The sequence below is a fragment of the Telluria sp. ZB4P36 genome (assembly GCF_059685865.1).
Genome location: NZ_JCASIE010000027.1, coordinates 14,784 through 32,950, shown reverse-complemented (window position 1 = coordinate 32,950; position 18,167 = coordinate 14,784). Strand labels below are relative to the sequence as shown.

The window sequence follows — 18,167 nt, the reverse complement described above, 5'->3', positions numbered from 1 at the left end:
CGCGGCCCCGCCGCGACACCGAACCGTTATCCCTTAAAGAAGAAGCATATGTCCGACACCAAACCACAGAACAACGGCGGCCAAAAAGGCGTCAAGAAGCCTGAGAGCAAATACCCGGTCAACATGACCGACACCCCTTTCCCGATGCGCGGCGACCTCGCCAAGCGCGAGCCGGGCTGGGTAAAGCAATGGCAAGACAAAAAGATCTACCAGCGCATCCGCAAGGCTGCCGCAGGCCGTCCCAAGTTCATCCTGCACGATGGTCCACCGTATGCGAACGGCGACATCCACCTCGGCCACGCCGTCAACAAGATCCTGAAGGACATGGTCGTCAAGTCGCGCACCATGGCCGGCTTCGACGCGCCCTACGTCCCGGGCTGGGACTGCCACGGCATGCCGATCGAGATCCAGATCGAAAAACAGTTCGGCAAGAACCTGCCGACCGCAGAAGTGCTGCAGAAGGCACGCGCCTACGCGCTCGAGCAGATCGACCGCCAGCGCGCCGGCTTCATCCGCCTGGGCGTGCTCGGTGAATGGGAAAACCCCTACATGACCATGGCCTACGGTAACGAGGCCGACGAGCTGCGCGCCCTCGGCAAGCTGCTCGAGAAGGGCTATGTCTACCGCGGCCTGAAGCCGGTCAACTGGTGCTTCGACTGCGGCTCGGCCCTGGCTGAGGCGGAAGTCGAATACCAGGACAAGCGCGACCCGGCGATCGACGTCGGCTTCCCGTTCGCGGAGCCGGAAAGAGTCGCGGCCGCCTTCGGCCTCGCCTCGCTGCCGAGCAACAACGGCTTCATCGTGATCTGGACCACCACCCCGTGGACCATCCCGTCGAACCAGGCCCTGAACGTCAATCCGGAAGTGACGTATGCGCTGGTCCAGGCCGAGCGTGAAGGACAGCCCCTGCTGCTGATCCTGGCGCAGGACCTGGTCGAAGCGACCCTGCAGCGCTACAAGCTGGAAGGCAGCGTCATCGCCACCACCCTGGGCGAGAAGCTGGGCGGCCTGCGCTTCAAGCACCCGCTGCACGCGCAAGACGCCTTCTATGACCGCAGCTCGCCGGTCTACCTGGCCGACTACGTCACGACCGACAGCGGAACCGGCGTGGTGCACTCGGCCCCGGCCTACGGCCTGGAAGACTTCCAGTCCTGCAAATCGCACGGCATGAAGGACGACGAGATCCTCAAGCCGGTGATGGGCGACGGCCGCTTCGCCTCGACCCTGCCGCTGTTCGGCGGCCTGACCATCTGGGAAGCCTCGAAGCCGATCTGCGAAGCCCTGCGCGCTGCCGGCGCCCTGTTCGAACTGAAGATGTTCGACCACAGCTACATGCACTGCTGGCGCCACAAGACCCCGATCGTCTACCGGGCGACTTCCCAGTGGTTCGCCGGCATGGACCTCACTCCGAAGGACGGCGGCCCGACCCTGCGCGAGACCGCGCTGGCCGGCATCGCCGACACCAAGTTCTTCCCCGACTGGGGCCAGGCGCGCCTGCACGGCATGATCGCCAACCGTCCGGACTGGACACTGTCGCGCCAGCGCCAGTGGGGCGTGCCGATGGCCTTCTTCATCCACAAGGAAACCGGCGAGCTGCATCCGCGCACTCCGGAACTGCTGGAGCAGGTCGCCAAGCTGATCGAGCAGAACGGCATCGACGCCTGGCAGCAGCTCGATCCGGCCGACCTGCTGGGCGCGGACGCCGCCAGCTACGAGAAGAACAAGGACACGCTGGACGTCTGGTTCGACTCCGGCTCGACCCACCAGACCGTGCTGCGCGGTTCGCACAAGGAGCAGTCCGCCTTCCCGGCCGACCTCTACCTGGAAGGCTCAGACCAGCACCGCGGCTGGTTCCACTCCTCGCTGCTGACCTCCTCGATGCTGAACGGCCGTCCGCCGTACAAGGCCCTGCTGACCCACGGCTTCACCGTCGACGAAAACGGCAAGAAGATGTCCAAGTCGCTCGGCAACACGCTGGCGCCGCAAAAAATCTCGGATACCCTGGGCGCCGACATCCTGCGCCTGTGGGTGGCCTCGACCGACTATACCGGCGAGCTGTCGATCGGCGAGGAAATCCTGAAACGCGTCACCGAGTCCTACCGCCGCATCCGCAATACCCTGCGCTTCCTGCTGGCGAACACCTCGGACTTCGACCCGGCCAAGCACGCCGTGCCGATGAACGAGCTGTTCGAGATCGACCGCTATGCGATCGCGGCGATGGCCCAGCTGCAGAACGACATCTCCGGCCACTTCGAGCGCTACGAGTTCCACCCGGTGGTCGCGCGCCTGCAGAACTACTGCTCGGAAGACCTGGGCGGCTTCTACCTCGACATCCTGAAGGACCGCCTGTACACCAGCGGCGTGGAGTCGACGGCCCGCCGTTCGGCCCAGACCGCGCTGTGGCACATCGCCCACGCGCTGCTGCGCGTGATGGCGCCGATCCTGTCCTTCACCGCCGAGGAAGCCTGGGCCGTGTTCGCGGGCCAGCAAGGCTACGCGGACTCGGACGAGACCATCTTCACCCAGACCCTGTGGAGCTTCCCGCAGCTGGCGGATAGCGAAGCGCTGCTGGCCAAGTACGCGGCCCTGCGTGAAGTGCGCGCCGACGTCACCAAGCAGCTGGAAGAAGTGCGTGCATCGGGCGCCATCGGTTCCTCGCTGCAGGCGGAACTGGCGATCAAGGCGGCCGGCGAGAAGTACGGCCTGCTGGCCAGCCTCGAGGATGACCTGAAGTTCGTGTTCATCACCTCGAAGGCGAGCGTGGAACAGGTGGCGGACGCCGCCAACGAAGCGGTGACCGTGACCCCGTCGGAAGCGGAAAAGTGCGAGCGCTGCTGGCACTACCGCCGCGACGTCGGCCACAACCACGAGCACGCCGGCCTGTGCGGGCGCTGCGTGAGCAACCTGTTCGGTAGCGGCGAACAACGCCGCTACGCCTAAGCCCCTTCGCGGGTTCTAACGCCATGCCGCGCAGGCGGCATGGCGGGTACCACTTTCTCTACCATGGCCACCAAAAAGAAAACCGCATCGCCGGGCGCCAAGCCCGTCTACAAGAGCTCCGCCAGCCTGTTCCCGTGGCTCGGCCTTGCCTTGATCATCGTGCTGCTCGACCAGGTCACCAAGCTCACCGTCGAGCGCACGTTTGCTTATGGCGAGCGGCTGCCGATCACCGGCTTCTTCAACCTGATCAAGGTCTACAACCCGGGGGCGGCCTTCAGCTTCCTGGGCGACGCCAGCGGCTGGCAGCGCTACTTCTTCCTCGCGATCGCGATCGGCGCGGTGGGCTTCTGCCTGTACATGATGAAGAAGAGCGCCAGCCAGCGCCTGTTCTGCTTCGCGCTGGCCCTGATCATGGCGGGCGCCGTCGGCAACGGCATCGACCGCGTGGTCCATGGCCACGTGATCGACTTCCTCGATTTTTACTGGACCGGCATCGGCCACTTCCCGGCGTTTAACATCGCCGACATCGGCATCTCGATCGGCGCCGTGCTGTTCGTCGTCGACGAGCTGCGCCGCGTGAACAAATCGTCCTGAACGCATCCGGAGGCATCATGAGCATGGACCTGAAGGGCAAGAAGATCGTCCTCGGCCTGACCGGCGGAGTGGCCTGCTACAAGGCGGCGGAACTGTGCCGCGCACTCACCAAGGAAGGCGCCAGCGTGCAGGTGGTGATGACCGAGGCGGCCACCCACTTCATCGGCACGGTCACCATGCAGGCCCTGTCCGGCCGGCCGGTCTACACCGACCAGTGGGACCCGCGCATGGCCAACAACATGGCCCACATCGACCTGACGCGCGAAGCCGACGCAATCCTGGTCGCCCCCTGCTCGGCCGACTTCATCCGCAAGCTGGCGCACGGCGCCTGCGACGACCTGCTGTCGACCCTGTGCGTGGCGCGCCCGCGCCGGGTGCCGCTGCTGGTGGCGCCGGCGATGAACGTCGAGATGTGGGAAAACCCGGCTACCGCGCGCAACGTGGCGCAGATCCGCGACGACGGTGTGTGCCTGTTCGGTCCCGCGGCCGGCTCCCAGGCCTGCGGCGAAACCGGCCTGGGCCGCATGCTCGAGCCGGAAGAGCTGGTCGAAGAACTGATCGCCTCCTTCCAGCACAAGCTGCTGGCCGGGCGCCGCGTGCTGATCACGGCCGGGCCTACCTTCGAGCCGATCGACCCGGTGCGCGGCATCACCAACCTCTCCTCGGGCAAGATGGGCTACGCGGTGGCGCGTGCCGCGCGCGAAGCCGGCGCCGAAGTCACCCTGGTCACCGGCCCGACCTCGCTGCCGACGCCGCACGGCGTGCGCCGCATCGACGTGCTCACCGCCCAGCAGATGCACGACGTCGTCATGGCCGGCATCGAAGGCCAGCACGTCTTCATCGGCGTGGCCGCGGTGGCCGACTGGCGCGTGGCGAATGCCAGCGACCAGAAGCTCAAGAAAGCTGATGACGGCGGTGCGCCCCAGCTGGAATTCGTCCAGAACGCCGACATCCTGGCCACCGTCGCCGCTACCACCACGCTGTCCGGCTGGCCCTACTGCGTGGGCTTCGCCGCCGAGTCCGAGAACCTGATGGCCTACGGCCCGGCCAAGCGCGAGAAAAAAGGCATTCCCCTGTTGGTGGGCAATATCGGGCCACAGACCTTCGGGCAGGATGAAAACACCATCATCCTGTTCGACGACAACGGCCATACCGTGCTGCCGCGCGCCGACAAACTGAGCCTGGCGCGCCAGCTGATCTCCGAAATCGCGAAACGCCTCGAGAAGCGTTCCTTACTGACATAACAGCACAAGAACAGCATAAGAAAAGAATGAAGCACATCGATCTCAAAATCCTCGACCGGCGCATGAAGGAGCTGCTGCCGGCCTACGGCACGCCCGGCAGCGCCGGCCTGGACCTGCGCGCCTGCATCGACACGCCGCTCGTCATCGAACCCGGCCAGACCGTGCTGGTGCCGACCGGCCTGGCGATCCACATCGGCGATCCGGGCTATGCAGCCATGATCCTGCCGCGCAGTGGACTCGGCCATAAGAACGGCATCGTTCTCGGCAATCTGGTAGGCTTGATCGACTCCGACTACCAGGGCCAGCTGATGGTCTCGACCTGGAACCGCGGCCATGCCACGTTCACGCTGCAGCCGCTGGATCGGCTCGCCCAGCTCGTGATCGTGCCCGTGCTGCAGGTGGGGTTCAATGTGGTGGAGGAGTTCGCATCGAGCGAACGGGGCGCCGGAGGATTCGGCAGCACCGGCAAACAATAAAGAAGAAAGGAAGAAGGAGGAGCATGATCCGCATTCATCGTTTGCGTCAGACTGCGCTAGGAATCGCTATTGCAGCATTGCTGTCGGCCTGCGCCACGCAGGGCCCGATGCAGCCGGGCCAGCCTCTCCCACCGGGACAGGCGGCACCGCAGACCCCGCAAGTGACACCGGAGATGACGTCGGCAGCCGAGACCCTCACCAGGATGGCGACGCTGCAGGAACGCCTGTACAAGGTGTCCGCGCCCCTCCTCATCGACAACGCGGAACTGTGCACGCGCCACGCGCGCAACCTGCTCGGTTTCACCGCCAAGAACCGCCATACCTACCCGGGCAGCTACAACGAGGCCGCGCACATGGTGCTCGGCATGGGCGAGCGCCTGCAGGTGACCAATGTGCTGGCCGGCAGCGGCGCCGCCAAGGCCGGCCTGCGCAACGGCGACGAACTGGTGGCCGCCGCCGGTAAGCCGCTGCCGACCGGTCCGGGTGCGCTGTCCCAGGCCGGCGCGGTATTCGGCCCGATCGTGCAGAAGCAGGCCAGCCTGTCGCTGACGATCGAGCGCCGCGGTTCGCAGCGCGACCTCACCATTCCCGTGACCCGCGCCTGCGCCTTCGGCATCGAACTGGGCAACGCGGACAACGTCAACGCCTATGCCGACGGCCAGCGCGTGATGGTCACCCGCGGCATGATGGGCTTCGTGCAGAACGACGACGAACTGGCCTACGTGGTGGCGCATACCATGGCGCACAACATGTTGGGCCACGCCGCCAGCCAGCGCAATGCCGCCACCATCGGCAGCATCATCGACAATCTCACCCGGATCTCGCCGGATACCTCGATGCTGATCGGCAGCGGCGGCATCAAGGCGATGCCGGCGACGCACGACAGCGCGGCCGACCGCCTCGCGGTCTACCTGCTGGCGCGGGCCGACTACCGCATCGAGGGCGTGGCCGGGTTCTGGAAACGCTTCGCCGAGACCTACCCGGCGACGGTCCTGAACGGCCACCTGGCCAACCATCCGGCGCTGGCCCAGCGCCTGGCGAGCATCGACAAGGCGGTGGCCGAGGTCAAGGCGAAGAAGTCGGGCAACAAGCCGCTGACGCCCTGAGACACCGGCTCCAACCCACCGATCGCGGACGCCTGGTGCGTCCGCGATCATTTCTGCCGTCTTCCGGCAAGCCTGCCGCGCTTTTTGTATCATTGCCCATTCAGACCATCAACCCGCAGGCACCATGGACAGCATCGACCTCGACGTACTGAAGACCTGCGACGCCTGGCTCGCCGCGGGCCGCCGCTGCCAGCTGGTGACCGTCATCAAGACCTGGGGCTCGAGCCCGCGCCCGATCGGCGCGACCCTCGCCATCTGCGAGGACGGCAGCGTGGCCGGTTCGGTCTCGGGCGGCTGCATCGAGGACGACCTGGTCGACAAGGTGCGCGCCAACGGCATCGAACTGGCGCATCCCGAGATCCTCAGCTACGGCATCAGCGCCGACGAGGCGCACCGCTTCGGCCTTCCCTGCGGCGGCACCATCGAGCTGGCCATCGAGCCGCTGTCGCAGGACAGCCGCATCGGCGAACTGCTGAAGCGCCTGGGCGAGGGTGAACTGGTCGAGCGCCGCGTGGCGTTGGCGACCGGCGCGGTCAGCCTGGCGCGCGCGGACGCCGGCGCCGTGCAGCGCGTGGAAGACGGCGTGCTGGCCACCATCCACGGCCCGCGCTGGCGCCTGTTCATCATCGGCGCCGGCCCGCTGTCGCGCTTCCTGGCGCAGGTGGCGAGCGGCATGGATTACCGCGTGCTCGTGTGCGACCCGCGCGAGGAATACCGCAGCGGCTGGAACCTGCCCGGGGTGGAACTGGTGCACGCCATGCCCGACGACCTGGTGATCGAGGCGCGCCTGGATGCGCGTAGCGCGGTCGTCGCCCTCACCCACGATCCCAAGCTGGACGACCTGGCGCTGATGGAAGCGCTCAAGTCCGAGGCCTTCTACGTCGGCGCGATCGGCTCGCGCCTGAACAACGAGAAGCGCCGCGAACGCCTCAAGCTGTTCGACCTCGATGACGCCCGGCTGGCGCGCCTGCATGGTCCGGTCGGCCTCTACATCGGCAGCAAGACTCCGGCCGAAATCGCGATCTCGATCATGGCCGAAATGACGGCCGTGAAGAACGGCGTGCCGGCCAGGCTGCTGGTGCCGCATGCCGCCGCGCCGCAGCAAGAATCGGATGGCGCCCCGTGCGCCGTGCCGCCACAATCGACCCTTTGATCCCTCACTAGCCCGATGAATACCGTGAACATGCTGCGCCTGGTGGCGCTGGCCGCCATCTGGGGCGGCTCCTTTCTCTTCATGCGCATCGCCGCGCCGGTGCTCGGCCCCGCCGTGTTGATCGAATACCGGGTGCTGTTCGCGGCCCTGTTCCTGGCCGCCGTCGCCTGGGTCATGCGGCGCCGGGGCAAAGGCACGCCGCTCGACCTGCGCCAGCACTGGAAGCACTACCTGATCCTGGGCTTCTTCAATTCCGCTTTACCCTTCCTGCTGTTCGCCTTTGCCGCACGCACGCTGTCGGCCTCGGTGCTGTCGGTGCTGAACGCCACCGCACCGATGTTCGGGGCGCTGGTCGGCGCCGTGTGGGCGCGCCATCGGGTGTCGGGCCGCGCAGCGCTCGGACTGGTGCTGGGCACGGTCGGCGTGAGCCTGCTGGTCGGCTTCGACCATGTGTCCGAACGCCCCGGTGCCTTCGTCGCCATTGCCGCCGCACTGGTGGCGGCCTTCAGCTACAGCGTCGCCAGCCAGTACGCCAAATCGGCCAAGGCCGTGGCGCCCTTCGCGAATGCGCATGGTTCGATGTGGGCGGCGACGCTGTGCGTGATCCCGGCCCTGGCCTTCTTCCCCGCGCCGGGCGAACCGACCATCGGCATCATGGCGGCGGTGCTGGCACTGGGCGTGCTGTGCAGCGGCATCGCCTACATCCTCTATTTCAAGCTGATCGAGGACGTCGGCACCACCTCGGCGCTCACGGTGACTTTCCTGAACCCGATGTTCGGCATCCTCTGGGGCGCGCTCTTCCTGCACGAGGTGATCGGCTGGCACACGCTGCTCGGCTCGGCCATCGTGCTGGTCGGCACCGCCCTGGTGACCGGCTTCGTGCCGTCCTTCCTGCGGGCGCCGGTCGCGCAGGTGAAATAAGCGGGCGGACCGATGCAGACACGCTTCGACCTCGACCTTCCGGCCGGCTACCGCACCCAGGATGTGCTGGCCTTCCACAGCCGCGATGCCGAGGGCGTCGCGGAGCAAGTGATGCCCGGCGGCCTGCGCAAGGGCGTGCTGCTCGAGGGCGTGCCGGTACTGCTGGAAGTCGCGTTCGACCATGCCGCCGCGCACTGCACGGTCGACGCCGACGGCGCGCTGACGCCGGACCTGCTGGCGCGCGCCCGCGATGCGCTGCTCAACATCCTCGGCCTGCGCATCGACCCGGCCCCGTTCGAAGCCTTCGCGCGCACCGATCCCGCACTGGGTCCGGTGGTGGCGCGCCAGCCCGGCTTGCGCATCGTCCAGTCGGCCACCGTGTTCGAAGCCCTGACCTGGGCCATCATCGGCCAGCAGATCAACCTGCCTTTCGCGATCTCACTGCGCCGGACCTTCATCCAGCTGGCCGGCCGTGCGCATGCGAGCGGCCTGTGGTGCTATCCCGAAGCAGGAGACGTCGCCCGGCTGGCCCTGGAAGACCTGTGCAGCCGAAAATTCTCGCGTTCGAAAGCCGAGACCCTGCTGCGCCTGGCGCAATTGGTGGTCGACGGCAGCGTCGTGCTCGACCGCGAACGCCCGGTGGCCGAAGTTGTGCAGGAATTGCTGGCCGTGAAGGGCATCGGCCCCTGGACCGTCAACTATGCCCTGCTGCGCGGCTACGGCTACCCCGACTGTTCGCTGGAAGGCGACGTGGCCATCCGCACCGCCTTCCACCGCCTGCTGGGTTGCGAAGCCCGTCCGGACATCCCGGCCACGCAGCGCCTGCTGGAACGCTACGCGCCGCACCGCACGATGGCGGCCGCCTACCTGTGGGCCAGCCTGAGCGAGTAGTGTCAGTTCCAGCGCGGCAGCTCATCGAACTGCTGCGCACTCTCCCCTGAAAAACGTATTAGTTCCGGCAAGGGCACCGTGGCGAGGTTGTCGCGCCCGTAGTGGCCGCCCAGTGCGCTCGGAATCTTGAGGCAATACTTGCGCCCCTCGGCCAGCGGGCCCAAGGTGGATTCCGCCAGGTGCACGATTTCGGGCATGTACCAGTCGTTCAGGAAATCCTGGTTATAGGCCAGTGCGTCGAGCGCGGCGCGGCTGTCGGCCACCGGCTCGCAGCACAGGTCTTGCGGCCGCAGGCGCCAGTAGCGCCCTTCGTCGTCGCGGATGATGAGGTTGCCGAATGCATTGGACCCAAGGACCTCGACAGCGGTCAAACCGACCCAGCCCCAGGCGTCGTTGATGTCGTCTACGTTGATCATGGTCTGCCCCCGTGGTTCGCAGGTTGGACAAGGCCGGCTCGACAACATTCCATGCGGATGCGTCCGGTTTGACCTGGGTCGTATGGGAAGGAAAACGCGACTGGAATTGAAAAAGCCGTTGATCCTTGCGAATCAACGGCTTCGAATTCTGGTTGCGGGGACAGGATTTGAACCTGTGACCTTCGGGTTATGAGCCCGACGAGCTGCCAGACTGCTCCACCCCGCGTCTGATGAAATGAATTATACGCCCATACGGTCTTTTAGGCAAACCCAATGCTGCCCAAGGATCATTGCAGCGCGCCGGCTGCGGCCAAAGGCAAGAAAATCAGTGTAAAGTAAGCACAATATCAACCTGCCGCCGACCTATGAAATTCTGTTCCGAGTGCGCCCATCCCGTCGCCCTGTCGATCCCAGAAGGCGACAACCGGCCGCGCTACGTCTGTCCGCACTGCCACACCATCCACTACCAGAATCCCAAGCTGGTCATCGGTTCGATCCCCGTCTGGGAACAGGGCGGCAAAGCGCAGATACTGCTGTGCAAGCGCGCGATCGAACCGCGCTACGGCTACTGGACCTTGCCGGCCGGTTTCATGGAGAACGAGGAAACCACCGAGCAGGCCGCCGTACGCGAGACCGAGGAGGAAGCCGGCGCCGATGTCGAACTCGGCAATCTGTTCACCCTGCTCAACGTCGCCCACGTGCACCAGGTCCACCTGTTCTACCTGGCGCGGCTGCGCAACCTCGACTTCGCCCCGGGCGAGGAGAGCCTGGAAGTGCAGTTGTTCACCCAGGACGAGATTCCCTGGGACGAGCTCGCTTTCCCAACGGTACGGACGACGCTGGAACTCTTCTTTGCCGACCGCGCCAAAGTGCGCGAGGGCGGCAGCTACGGTTTCCATAGCCGGGACATCGTGCGTCCGATGCTGGCTCCCCGCGAACCCGACTGATTCGATAGAAGCCGCCATGATTCCCTGGCTCGAGCCGACATCGCCCTTCCCCGACGTATCCGAGGCGCTGACGATCGACGCCCCCGGCCTGCTCGCGGCCGGCGCCGACCTGTCGCCCCAGCGCCTGCTGCTGGCTTACCAGAACGGCATCTTCCCCTGGTTCTCCGAAGGCCAGCCCATCCTGTGGTGGAGCACCGACCCGCGCATGGTGCTGCGCCCCGAGCGCTTCAAGGTCAGCGACAGCCTCAGGAAAACCCTGCGCCGCGTCGAGCGCAGCCGCCTCGAGGGCGGCGGCCCCTGGGAGGTGCGCTTCGACACCGTCTTCGAAGACGTGATGCGGGCCTGCGCCGCACCGCGCAAGGACGGGCCGGGCACCTGGATCTCGGAAGACATCATCGACGGCTATACCGGCCTGCACGCGATGGGCTATGCCCACTCGGCCGAGGTCTGGCACGAGGGCGAGCTGGTGGGCGGCGCCTATGGCGTCTGCATCGGCCGCATGTTCTACGGCGAATCGATGTTCGCGCGGGTGACGGACGCGTCCAAGGTGGCGCTGGCCTACCTGGTCGCCTTCCTGCGCAGCCAGGGCGTGCAGATGATCGACTGCCAGCAGGAGACCGGCCACCTGGCCTCGCTGGGCGCCTCGCCGATCCCGCGCAGCGCCTTCCTGGCGCACCTGCGCCAGGCCATCCGCGAGCCGGCCATCGCGCGCTGGGCGCCGGTGGCTCCGTTGACTGGCTAACGGTGGCACCGGCCCGAATTCGTTAAAATAGGTTCATCACGTCGTCTCGAGAGCTTTTGCATGACGCACTTAAATGACCTGCCCTTCGCCACGCTGCAGTTCTACACGACGGCGCCCTATCCCTGCAGCTACCTCGATGCCCGCCAGGCCCGTTCGCAGGTAGCGACCCCGTCGCACCTCATCAATGCCGACGTGTATTCCGAGCTGGTGCGCAACGGTTTCCGCCGCAGCGGCATCTTCACCTACCGCCCCTATTGCGACGGCTGCCAGGCCTGCATCCCGGTGCGGGTCAAGTGCGAAGACTTCACGCCCAGCCGCACCCAGCGCCGCGCCTGGAAGCGCCATGGCGACCTGGTCGCGATGGTGGCCAACCTCGCCTTTTCGGACGAGCACTACGCGCTCTACCTGCGCTACCAGACCACCCGCCACGTCGGCGGCGGCATGGACCAGGACAGCCGCGACCAGTACGCCCAGTTCCTGCTGCAGAGCCGCGTCAACACCCGCCTGGTCGAGTTCCGCGAACCCGACGGCCTGCTGCGCATGGTCTCGATCATCGACGTGCTGTCGGACGGCCTGTCCTCGGTCTACACCTTCTTCGACCCGGACCTGCCGGGCGCCTCCTTCGGCACCTACAACGTGATGTGGCAGGTGAACCAGGCGCGCGAACTCGGCCTCCAGTACGTCTACCTGGGTTACTGGATCGAACAGAGCCCGAAGATGGCCTACAAGATCAACTTCCGCCCGCTGGAAGCGCGCATCAGGGGCGTCTGGAGCGTGCTCGAACGCTGAGGCCCGCCGGCCGCGGCCGGCGCTGTAAAATGGCGGGAGTCATTACTTCGAGTCCCCCATGTCCGACAAGCTCCTGTACTCCCTCGCCCGCCCGCTGCTGTTCTCGCTCGATGCCGAGCAAGCCCATAACCTGGCCCTGCCGCTGCTGCGCCGCGCCGCCGCGCTCGGCCTGACGAAGCTGGCGAGCCGGCCCGCACCGGACCCGCGCACGGTCATGGGCATCACCTTCCCGAACCCGGTCGGCCTGGCCGCTGGCCTCGACAAGGACGGCGCCTACATCGACGGCCTGGCCTCGCTCGGCTTCGGCTCGATCGAGATCGGCACCGTGACGCCGCGCCCGCAGGGCGGCAACCCGAAGCCGCGCATCTTCCGCCTGCCGCAGGCGCAGGGCATCATCAACCGCATGGGCTTCAATAACGGCGGCGTGGATGCCTTCGTGGCCAACGTGCAGGCATCGACCTTCTACCAGGACAAGCAGGGCGTGCTCGGCCTGAACATCGGCAAGAACGCCGACACCCCGATCGAGCGCGCCGCCGACGACTACCTGCACTGCCTGCGCAAGGTCTATCCCTACGCCAGCTATGTGACGGTCAACATCTCGTCGCCGAATACCAAGAACCTGCGCCAGCTCCAGGGGGAGTCGGAGCTCGACGCCCTGCTGGCGCAGCTGAAGGAAGAGCAGCTGCGCCTGGCCGACCAGCACAAGCGCTACGTGCCGGTGGCGCTGAAGATCGCACCGGACATCGACGGCGACCAGGTGCGCAACATCGCCGGCGCCCTGCTGCGTCACAAGATCGACGGCGTGATCGCCACCAACACCACGCTCAGCCGCACCGCCGTGCAGGGCATGCAGCATGGCGACGAAGCCGGCGGCCTGTCGGGCGCGCCGGTATTCGAACTGTCGAACACGGTGATCCGCCTGCTCAAGGCGGAGTTGGGCGACGCGCTGCCGATCATCGGCGTCGGCGGCATCATGCGCGGCGAGGATGCGCGCGCCAAGATCGAGGCCGGCGCCCAGCTGGTGCAGCTCTACACCGGCTTCATCTATGCCGGTCCGGCGCTGATCCGCGATTGCGCGGCCGCGCTGCGCCGCTAGAATCAGTCCTCGATACGGCGGCGGTAGGTCGCCGCGATGTTCGGGACGAAGTAGATGCCGTACGGTCCCAACGCCGCGACCGTCTGGAAGTAGACGTGCTTGCACAGGCCCAGCAGGCCGCCACGCCCGCCGAGATGCGCCCGCGCGCTGCGGTAATGTGCATAGTCTTCGAACTGCAGGAAGGACGAGGTGCGGCGGAAGTCGTGCAGTGCGGCGAAGACCTGCCCCGGCGACCAGAACAGGTTATTGTGCTGCATGTGCTTGCGACGGAACAGGCGGGCATAAGCGTCGCGCGCCGGCAGCGGCAGCCAATGACAGAACGGCAGTTCGGTATCGTGGCCGATGATCGGGAACAGCCGGTTCGGCGAGGTAATGACCAGCACGTCGCGCGTGATGCGCGCGAGTTCGCGCACGTAGGCCGGTTCGACCCCGGTATGCTCGATCACTTCGATGCAGTAGGCGGCATCGACCGCGCGGTCGGGAATCGGCAGGCTGGCGACCGAGGCATTGATCCACTCCATGCGCTCGGCGACGCCGAGGATGTCGGCGATTCGCCGTGCCGCTTCCAGCCGCGTATCGAAATACTCCACCACGATGACCCGCGCGTTCGTGCGCAGCGCGAAGGCGAACGCCAGCCAGCCATAGCCGGCCCCGATGTCGGCGACGATCGAAGGCTCCGGCTGCAGGCGCAGCAAGGGCTCGACGAAACTGTGGACATAGGAATCGATGACCGCGTTCAGGTCGAGTCCAGCGTACTCGCTGTGGCGGAAATGATCGACCTCGCGAATACGGGCGATCGTCTCGTCGGAGAGCCAGCGCGTGGGCGCCGCGACTTCGGGCACCCTTGCTGCAGGCGTCGGGATTTGACCAGCTTCACTTACCAGAGGTTCAGAGTTCGCCATGGTTTCCGCCCGTGAGTTTGCAGATATGCAATGGGCAATTTAACCATATTTAGTGATACTCAAGCATCCCTGGTAACCAGAAGTGTATAAATACAACAATAGTCTCGAAACCTGTCCAGGCGGCCTCGTGTTCAGGCAGCTTCGGTCGCCGCCTGCAGGGCCTTCTCGATATCCGCCCGCGTATAGCCCTGGGCAAAGCGCTCGATGAAGTGGTAGGCATAGGCGCGCAGGTAAGACCCCCTGCGCACCGCCAGCCGTGTCACGTTGGGCGCGAACAGGTGCGAGGCTTCGATCGCGCGCATCCCCTTGTCGCGTCCATGGTCGAAGGCCATCGAGGCCACGATTCCCACGCCCATCCCCAGCGCCACGTACTGCTTGATGACGTCCGAGTCCATCGCGGTAAGCACGATGTCCGGCGCCAGGCCCGCTTCGACGAAGGCCGCATCGATGTGGCTGCGGCCGGTGAAGCCGACGTCGTAGGTGATGAGCGGATACTCGGCCAGGTCTTCCAGCCGCAGCGGCGTGGCCGAGCTAAAGATCGGATGTCCTTCCGGCGCCACGATCAGGTGGCTCCAGCGGTAGCACGGGAAGGACACCAGGTCGGGGAAGGCCGACAGGCCTTCGGTCGCGATGCCGATGTCGGCCTTGCCCGACAGGACCCATTCGGCGATGTGTTCCGGTGCGCTCTGCTGCAGGGCGATGCGCACGCCCGGGAAGGCGTTGCGGAAGGACTGCACCACCTGCGGCAGCGCATAGCGCGCCTGGGTGTGGGTGACGGCCACCGTCAGGGTGCCGCTGTCCTGGGCCGCGAATTCGCGGCTGGCCTGCTGCAGGTTCTCGGCTTCCACCAGCAGCTTCTCGACGATCTTGAGGATGCCCTTGCCGGGCGGCGTCAGGCCGGTCAGGCGCTTGCCGTTGCGTTCGAAGATCTCGACCCCCAGCTCTTCCTCGAGCTCGCGGATCTGGCGCGATACCCCGGGCTGCGAGGTGAACAGGGCGTTGGCCACCTCGGTCAGGTTGAAGTCGCGGCGCGCGGCCTCGCGCACGGAGCGCAGCTGCTGGAAGTTCATATGCCCTCTCCCGCATCCACGAACACTTCGATGCGGCGCGGCTTGACCACCAGCGTCTCGCCTTCCTTGAAGCCCTGGCGCGAGAACAGCTCGTTCGGAATGACGGCCTCGATCAGCTGCTGGTTGTCGGCACGCTCGAGGTCGAGCTGGGCCAGCGGGCCGATCGCATGCGCGCGGCGCAGCTTCGCGACCACGCCGTCGGCGCCCGGCGTATAGCGTTCGACGTCGAGCTCGTGCGGACGCACATAGCCGATGCCTTCGCCGTTGCGCACGGCCGCATGTTCGGGCGCCTGGAACTGCACGTCGCCGCTGGCCAGCACGCCTTCGTGCACGCGGCCGTGGAACAGGTTGACGTTGCCCAGGAAGCCGTAGACAAAGGGCGAGGCCGGCTTGTTGTACACGGCGTCGGGCGTGCCGAGCTGCTCGACGCGGCCCTTGTTCATCAGGACCACCTGGTCGGCCACTTCCAGCGCTTCTTCCTGGTCGTGGGTGACGAAGATCGAGGTCACGTGCAGGTCGTCGTGCAGGCGGCGCAGCCAGCGCCGCAGTTCCTTGCGCACCTTGGCATCCAGCGCGCCGAAGGGTTCGTCGAGCAGCAGCACGCGCGGCTCCACCGCCAATGCGCGGGCCAATGCAATCCGCTGGCGCTGGCCGCCCGACAGCTGGGGCGGGTAGCGGTCGGCGATCCAGTCGAGCTGCACGAGTTCGAGCAGCTGGCGCACCTTGTCGCGGATCTGCTGCTCGGACGGGCGCTCCTTGCGCGGCTTGACGCGCAGGCCGAAGGCGACGTTCTCGAACACGGTCATGTGCTTGAACAGCGCATAGTGCTGGAACACGAAGCCGACCTGGCGCTCGCGCACGTGGCGGTGCGAGGCGTCCTGGCCGTCGAGCAGCACGGCGCCGGAGTCGGGATGCTCGAGGCCGGCGATGACGCGCAGCAGGGTCGTCTTGCCGCAGCCGGAAGGGCCGAGCAAGGCGGTCAGCTGCCCGTCCGGGAACTGGAGCGAGACGTCGTCGAGCGCGGTGAACTGGCCGAACTGTTTGCGGATATGCTGGACTTCGATGGTCATGCTGCGTGCTCCATATTACGTTCGTCTGCGGCTGCCTTCTTGGCCTGGTGCAGGCGCCATTCGATGAAACTCTTCACCGCCAGCGTTACCAGGGCGAGCAGCGCCAGCAGCGATGCGATCGCGAACGCGGCCGTGAAGTTGTATTCGTTGTAGAGGATCTCGACCTGCAGCGGCATGGTGTTGGTCTCGCCGCGGATGTGGCCCGACACCACCGACACCGCGCCGAACTCGCCCATGGCGCGGGCGTTACACAGGATCACGCCGTACAGCAGGCCCCACTTGATGTTCGGGATCGTCACGCGCCAGAAGGTCGACCAGCCCGAGGCGCCCAGCACCAGCGCCGCCTCTTCCTCTTCGGTGCCCTGCTGCTGCATCAGCGGGATCAGCTCGCGCGCCACGAAGGGAAAGGTAATGAAGATGGTGGCCAGCACGATGCCCGGCACCGCGAACAGGATCTTGATATCGTGCTCCGCCAGCCATTCGCCGAACCAGCCCTGGGCGCCGAACAGCAGCACGTAGATCAGGCCGGCGATCACCGGCGACACCGAGAACGGCAGGTCGATCAGGGTCAGCAGGATGCTCTTGCCGCGGAATTCGAACTTGGCGATGGCCCAGGCGGCGGCGACGCCGAACACCAGGTTCAGCGGCACCGAGATGCCGGCCGCGATCAGGGTCAGCTTGATGGCCGACAGCGCGTCCGGGTCGCGGATCGATTCGAGGTAGACGTCCCAGCCGCGCTTGAGCGCCTCATGGAACACGGCCGCCAGCGGCACGAACAGGAACAGGGTCAGGAAGGCCAGGGCCACCGCGATCAGCAGGTAGCGGACCCAGTCCGGCTCCAGCACGTTGTTCTTCGAACGGCGCACGGGGGCGGCGGCCTTTGGCGCCGGTTGGATGTTGTCGAGGACTGCGCTCATGCTTTGCCTGCCCGTTTGCGGGTCCATGCCTGCAGCAGGTTAATCGTCAGCAGCAGGATGAAGGAGATGACCAGCATTACCACCGCGATCGCCGTGGCGCCCGCATAGTCGTACTGCTCGAGTTTGGTGATGATGAACAGCGGCGTGATCTCGGACACCATCGGCAGGTTGCCCGCGATGAAGATCACCGAGCCGTATTCGCCGGTGGCGCGCGCGAAGGCCAGCGCGAAGCCGGTCAGCAGCGCCGGGACGATCGCCGGCAGCACCACGCGCCAGAAGGTCTGCAGCGGCGAGGCGCCCAGGCTGGCGGCGGCTTCCTCCAGCTCGCGTTCGGCTTCCTCGAGCACCGGCTGCACCGTGCGCACCACGAAGGGCAGGCCGATGAAGGTCAGGGCCACCAGCACGCCGAGCGGGGTGAAGGCCACCTTGATGCCGAACTTGGCCAGCTGTTCGCCGATCAGGCCATTGTGCGAGTACAGGGCGGTGAGCGTGATGCCGGCCACCGCCGTGGGCAGGGCGAAGGGCAGGTCGACCAGGGCGTCGATGATGCGCTTGCCCGGGAAGGTGTAGCGCACCAGCACCCAGGCCACGATGCCGCCGAAGATGACGTTGATGAAGGCGGCCAGCAGCGAGGCGCCGAAGCTGAGCTTGTAGGATGCGACCACGCGCTCGGAGGTGACGGCGGTCCAGAACGCGTCCCAGCTCATCGTGAAGGTCTTGAGGAAGACCGCCGACAGCGGGATCAGGACGATCAGCGCGAGGTAGAAAATCGTGAAGCCGAGCGAGATGCCGAAACCGGGGATGACCCGGCCGGGAGATCTGCGTGGCGCTATGGTTTGCATGGAAGCCCTTATAACGAATTCTTCTAACGGGATACCATAATCGCACGCAGC

At 66.2% G+C, this 18,167-nt stretch carries 18 protein-coding genes and 1 tRNA gene; 12 read left to right on the top strand and 7 right to left on the bottom strand.

Annotation, left to right across the window (positions count from 1 at the left end; genetic code table 11):
- Window positions 1-48: 48 nt before the first annotated feature.
- The 8 genes from ileS to AC56LK_RS23350 all read left to right on the top strand — a co-directional run bounded on the left by ileS (window position 49) and on the right by AC56LK_RS23350 (window position 9,325).
- The gene (gene ileS / locus AC56LK_RS23385; RefSeq protein ID WP_497186854.1) at window positions 49-2,940 is read left to right on the top strand and encodes an isoleucine--tRNA ligase; all 2,892 of its coding nucleotides are present in this window, start codon (window positions 49-51) and stop codon (window positions 2,938-2,940) included.
- Window positions 2,941-3,003: 63 nt separating this feature from the next.
- Window positions 3,004-3,534, top strand: coding sequence for a signal peptidase II (lspA, locus tag AC56LK_RS23380; protein ID WP_497186869.1), 531 nt, complete (start codon window positions 3,004-3,006; stop codon window positions 3,532-3,534).
- Window positions 3,535-3,557: 23 nt separating this feature from the next.
- The gene (gene coaBC, locus AC56LK_RS23375; protein ID WP_497186868.1) at window positions 3,558-4,778 is read left to right on the top strand and encodes a bifunctional phosphopantothenoylcysteine decarboxylase/phosphopantothenate--cysteine ligase CoaBC; all 1,221 of its coding nucleotides are present in this window, start codon (window positions 3,558-3,560) and stop codon (window positions 4,776-4,778) included.
- Between the two features lie 26 nt (window positions 4,779-4,804).
- Complete coding sequence (dut, locus tag AC56LK_RS23370; protein WP_497186853.1) at window positions 4,805-5,254, top strand: dUTP diphosphatase; 450 nt, start codon at window positions 4,805-4,807, stop codon at window positions 5,252-5,254.
- A 23-nt stretch (window positions 5,255-5,277) separates the two neighbouring features.
- Window positions 5,278-6,360 carry a M48 family metalloprotease gene (locus AC56LK_RS23365; protein ID WP_497186852.1) on the top strand — a complete coding sequence of 361 codons (1,083 nt, stop codon included), beginning with the start codon at window positions 5,278-5,280 and terminating at the stop codon, window positions 6,358-6,360.
- Between the two features lie 124 nt (window positions 6,361-6,484).
- Window positions 6,485-7,513: an XdhC family protein gene (locus tag AC56LK_RS23360; protein WP_497186851.1), complete on the top strand. Its 1,029-nt coding sequence runs from the start codon at window positions 6,485-6,487 to the stop codon at window positions 7,511-7,513.
- Between the two features lie 15 nt (window positions 7,514-7,528).
- Window positions 7,529-8,434: a DMT family transporter gene (locus AC56LK_RS23355; RefSeq protein ID WP_497186850.1), complete on the top strand. Its 906-nt coding sequence runs from the start codon at window positions 7,529-7,531 to the stop codon at window positions 8,432-8,434.
- Between the two features lie 12 nt (window positions 8,435-8,446).
- A complete protein-coding gene (locus tag AC56LK_RS23350; protein ID WP_497186849.1) occupies window positions 8,447-9,325 on the top strand; it encodes a DNA-3-methyladenine glycosylase family protein in 879 nt (292 codons plus the stop codon).
- A gap of 2 nt (window positions 9,326-9,327) precedes the next feature.
- Here AC56LK_RS23350 and AC56LK_RS23345 read toward each other — a convergent pair whose 3' ends face one another.
- Together AC56LK_RS23345 and AC56LK_RS23340 are read right to left on the bottom strand one after the other, a co-directional pair.
- Window positions 9,328-9,741, bottom strand: coding sequence for a T6SS immunity protein Tdi1 domain-containing protein (locus tag AC56LK_RS23345; RefSeq protein ID WP_497186848.1), 414 nt, complete (start codon window positions 9,739-9,741; stop codon window positions 9,328-9,330).
- A gap of 149 nt (window positions 9,742-9,890) precedes the next feature.
- Window positions 9,891-9,967 (bottom strand) — tRNA-Met (locus AC56LK_RS23340).
- Window positions 9,968-10,106: 139 nt separating this feature from the next.
- Here AC56LK_RS23340 and AC56LK_RS23335 point away from each other — a divergent pair.
- From AC56LK_RS23335 to AC56LK_RS23320, 4 genes are read left to right on the top strand one after another with little or no spacing between them, the layout of a single operon-like run.
- A complete protein-coding gene (locus AC56LK_RS23335; RefSeq protein WP_497186847.1) occupies window positions 10,107-10,688 on the top strand; it encodes an NUDIX hydrolase in 582 nt (193 codons plus the stop codon).
- A 16-nt stretch (window positions 10,689-10,704) separates the two neighbouring features.
- Entirely contained in the window at window positions 10,705-11,430 is a 726-nt protein-coding gene (gene aat, locus AC56LK_RS23330; protein ID WP_497186846.1) for a leucyl/phenylalanyl-tRNA--protein transferase, read from the top strand.
- Between the two features lie 60 nt (window positions 11,431-11,490).
- On the top strand, window positions 11,491-12,219 hold the full coding sequence (locus tag AC56LK_RS23325; protein ID WP_497186845.1) for an arginyltransferase: 729 nt from the start codon (window positions 11,491-11,493) through the stop codon (window positions 12,217-12,219).
- A gap of 58 nt (window positions 12,220-12,277) precedes the next feature.
- Window positions 12,278-13,315 carry a quinone-dependent dihydroorotate dehydrogenase gene (locus tag AC56LK_RS23320; RefSeq protein ID WP_497186844.1) on the top strand — a complete coding sequence of 346 codons (1,038 nt, stop codon included), beginning with the start codon at window positions 12,278-12,280 and terminating at the stop codon, window positions 13,313-13,315.
- Between the two features lie 2 nt (window positions 13,316-13,317).
- Here the strand turns inward: AC56LK_RS23320 and AC56LK_RS23315 are convergent, their stop codons facing one another.
- The 5 genes from AC56LK_RS23315 to cysT all read right to left on the bottom strand — a co-directional run bounded on the left by AC56LK_RS23315 (window position 13,318) and on the right by cysT (window position 18,116).
- Complete coding sequence (locus AC56LK_RS23315; protein ID WP_497186843.1) at window positions 13,318-14,157, bottom strand: class I SAM-dependent methyltransferase; 840 nt, start codon at window positions 14,155-14,157, stop codon at window positions 13,318-13,320.
- Between the two features lie 191 nt (window positions 14,158-14,348).
- Window positions 14,349-15,287, bottom strand: a complete 939-nt coding sequence (locus AC56LK_RS23310) for a CysB family HTH-type transcriptional regulator (RefSeq protein WP_497186842.1) — start codon at window positions 15,285-15,287, stop codon at window positions 14,349-14,351.
- On the bottom strand, window positions 15,284-16,357 hold the full coding sequence (locus AC56LK_RS23305; RefSeq protein ID WP_497186841.1) for a sulfate/molybdate ABC transporter ATP-binding protein: 1,074 nt from the start codon (window positions 16,355-16,357) through the stop codon (window positions 15,284-15,286). The genes AC56LK_RS23310 and AC56LK_RS23305 overlap by 4 nt, the downstream gene beginning before the upstream one ends.
- Window positions 16,354-17,274, bottom strand: coding sequence for a sulfate ABC transporter permease subunit CysW (gene cysW / locus AC56LK_RS23300; RefSeq protein ID WP_497186840.1), 921 nt, complete (start codon window positions 17,272-17,274; stop codon window positions 16,354-16,356). The genes AC56LK_RS23305 and cysW overlap by 4 nt, the downstream gene beginning before the upstream one ends.
- On the bottom strand, window positions 17,271-18,116 hold the full coding sequence (cysT, locus tag AC56LK_RS23295) for a sulfate ABC transporter permease subunit CysT (protein WP_497186839.1): 846 nt from the start codon (window positions 18,114-18,116) through the stop codon (window positions 17,271-17,273). The genes cysW and cysT overlap by 4 nt, the downstream gene beginning before the upstream one ends.
- Window positions 18,117-18,167 lie beyond the last annotated feature (51 nt).